We start from the raw sequence: 2,415 nt of genomic DNA, 5'->3' as shown, positions 1-2,415 counted from the left end.
CGCGCTGCTTCAGCTTCGCGGCGATGGCGGACAGGATCATAGGCCGGCTCCAAGGCGGAGGCGGCAAGCTGGTCAGGGATGGATAACGATCCGTGAACGAAGGCGCGTTCGCGTTTGCGACAGGCCCGTTATGAGAACGCAACGCCGCTTGCGTTCCCTCAGGGTTTGAGACGGCCAGCCACACCCTTGGTGCAAACGAATTTCACGGTCCGCCACCGGCTCTCGCAGAAGCCGGTGGCGAAAGAACGAAACGTCGATCAGTGCCGTAGATCTGAGGCGTCACGCGCGGCGACGATCGTCTCGACGATCCGGGTGAGGCGGCGGATCGACCCGCCTGTCCAGGCCTGACGAAGCAGAGCCATCTCAACGTCATCGGGCAACTGCAGAAAGCGCGGATCTACACCACGGCTCGCCGCGATCCCGGCCAGGACGGGCGGCACCAACGCCTCCAGATCGTCGGTCGTCGGAGCCGGCATTTCGATGACCCGCAGCCGGTCGAGTAGCGGCCCCGGTAGCGGACCGATGCCGTTGGCCGTACACAACCAAGAGATGTGGCTGATGTCCACCGCGGTCTGGAACGCCGGATCCGGATAGGCTCTCGCAGTCTCGGCCTCGAGCATCGGCAGCAGGCCATCCCACAGACGACCATGGGTCGTTCCAGTCGAGGCCTTCTCGATTTCATCCAGAAGAATCAGAGGATTAGCCACACCATACCGCGCGATCGCCATCACCGGGTGGGCAGGTTCGCAGGTGGCCCAGCGCCGATCCAGACCGCCGATCGCGGCACCACTATCGTGGGTCGCATCGACCCGCCAGAGCCCGATCCCGAGATGGTGGGCCAAGCGCGAGATCAGCCTGCTTTTGCCCGCACCAGGCGGTCCGACAACGACGGTCGGACGGAACCCGATGTGGGTCCGCCCGACCAAATCGGCCAGGAGCCGGTCGATGGTGCTGGTCGCATACGGAAATTCGTATGCCAGTCTGCTGCGTAGCGCCCGCAGGTCCGGCGCCGGTGCGAGCGGGACAGCCCGACCGATGATGGTCTCGTAGCCACGGGCGACAGATCGCGTGCGATCGGCCCCGTTCTCACGGACCTCGGCCACCACGACGACCTGCCCCGGGGCGAGAGAAGCGGGAGAAGGGGGCTTGGTCGATGCGGGGGGCGTCTCACGCTTGGCGGCAGATGACCGCGACGCCTCACGCTCGCGGGCCACGGCCTTGGCCAGAGCCTCCTCGGCCACGCGCCGACGCCGGCGTTCCCGCTCCCCGGCCTGGTCCGCGATCGGCTGGGTCAGGCGTTCCCCGAAAATGACCACCGCGCAGACCAACAGAGCGCACGACGCGACCTCGCTGCTCGCGCCCCGGCTGAGAACGGCGGCGGCCGCGACCACGTTCGAGGCGGCCGCGTTGAAGGTCGCGTAGGCGCTCTCCAGAGCTTCGGTCCAACCCTCGAGGAGCGCCGCCCCTGCGCGCTGCTCGTGGATGTCGAGGTCCTCGTCGGCGTCGCGAGCAGAACGCCCAAGGCCGATCGCCGTCTGGGCCTCGGCGAGGGCGGGCAGGTGAAGGACAAGCTCCGGTAAGGCCTCAGCCTCGAGCCATAAGGGCAAGGCGAGCCGAGCAGCTGCGGTCGCATCGTCGCCGCCGCTGGACAGAAGCACGACGAGATCGGCGAGCGCCCGTGCCGCCAGCACGTCGTTCTCGGCGGCATGGTGGTCGAGGAGGCGCGCCAAAGCCCCCCGGGCAGCGACGAAATCGGGATCGCACCAGGGATCGGCCCCCGCAGCGGCGGCGGCCGTGTTCCAGATTGCGGCCAGGGTGGACGCCGCGGGCACGAGGGCCGCGATCTCGGCACGGAGGGTCTCGCGGGCGGCCGGGATCCGAAGACCGACATCAAGGCAGATACGCAGGCGGCGCGGGAGGGCGGCCAGGATCAAGGTCCGGGCGGCTGCGGCGTCGATGCGCGGCAGGGGCGTGCTTGAGGAAAATCCCATGGGTCGGTCTCCTCAGCGGCTGGGGGCGGTGATGGATGAGGGGTTCGATTTCCCCTTGCGGCGCCAGGCGTGGGCCAAGCGCAGGGTGTCGAGATCGGCCCGGCGCCGGGCACGACGGCTGAGGGCATGCACGAGGAGATCACGGCAGGCCGGATCACCGAGAGCGGCGCAGACCATGACCGCCGAGAGCGCCCGGTCGAGGCTGCCGGGACGGGCCACACCCTCTGCCAGGACGGCGATCCCGACGCCGATCGCAGCGGCCGGATCAGCCGCGATCGCCGCCTCCCAACCGGGGAGCGGCAAGGCCGGCGCCGCGACGAGGCGGGCGCGTAGGTTCTGCTGCATCGCCAGGTCGAGAACCTCCGGCGGGAGCGTCCTCCACCAGGTCAGGGGGGCGTCGGGCACGGCGAGCGCGGGCGAAGGC

2 protein-coding genes are annotated in these 2,415 nt (G+C 69.3%); both read right to left on the bottom strand.

From position 1 onward, the window contains the following. Nucleotides 1-257 precede the first annotated feature (257 nt). The gene (locus tag FV234_RS26875) at nucleotides 258-1,991 is read right to left on the bottom strand and encodes an AAA family ATPase (protein WP_246686315.1); all 1,734 of its coding nucleotides are present in this window, start codon (nucleotides 1,989-1,991) and stop codon (nucleotides 258-260) included. A 12-nt stretch (nucleotides 1,992-2,003) separates the two neighbouring features. Beyond that, the coding region (locus FV234_RS25645; RefSeq protein WP_210250996.1) for a hypothetical protein at nucleotides 2,004-2,415 on the bottom strand (412 nt) is incomplete at its 5' end.

This window comes from Methylobacterium sp. WL8 (genome assembly GCF_008040045.1).
In the GTDB taxonomy this organism is placed as follows: Bacteria; Pseudomonadota; Alphaproteobacteria; order Rhizobiales; family Beijerinckiaceae; genus Methylobacterium; species Methylobacterium cerastii.
Note: the sequence above shows the minus strand (reverse complement) of the source record. Positions and strands in the feature narration are given on the sequence as shown.